Genomic DNA, 476 nt, shown 5'->3' on the forward strand with positions numbered 1-476 from the left:
GACAGTTATACCTTCACGGCGACGGTGAAGGATGGGCACGGCAATCTGGTGGTGGATCAACCGGTCGAGATTGACTGGCAGACAGACCCCGCGGTGGCCGGGCTAAAACTGACGAAACAAAGCAATTCGGTGAGTAACGCACAGGGACAGGTCACCGCGACGTTAACCAGCACGGCGGCGGTGACGGATGTGCAGGTGTCGGCGAAAACGGCCAGCCAGCAAACGGCAGTGAAGGCAGCGAGCAAAGTCAGCTTTGTGGAGCTGAGCACCAGCTATTATGTTGCCAGCGTGGCGGTGGATGTGGATAAAGACGAGAAGCGCTACAACAACGGCACCGATACTTATACCTTCACGGCGACGGTGAAGGATGGGCATGGCAATCTGGTGGTGGATCAACCGGTCGAGATTGACTGGCAGACAGACCCCGCGGTGGCCGGGCTAAAACTGACGAAACAAAGCAATTCGGTGAGTAACGC

The 476-nt window shown here is 57.1% G+C and carries 1 protein-coding gene; it reads left to right on the plus strand.

Features of this window, described 5'->3' with window-relative positions:
• A partial coding sequence (locus tag ACGF5R_RS24480) for an Ig-like domain-containing protein (RefSeq protein ID WP_387693244.1) occupies positions 1-476 on the plus strand: 476 nt, incomplete at both ends.

Origin of the sequence: Photorhabdus sp. RM71S, from assembly GCF_042879355.1 — a bacterium.
Lineage (GTDB): Bacteria > Pseudomonadota > Gammaproteobacteria > Enterobacterales > Enterobacteriaceae > Photorhabdus > Photorhabdus kayaii.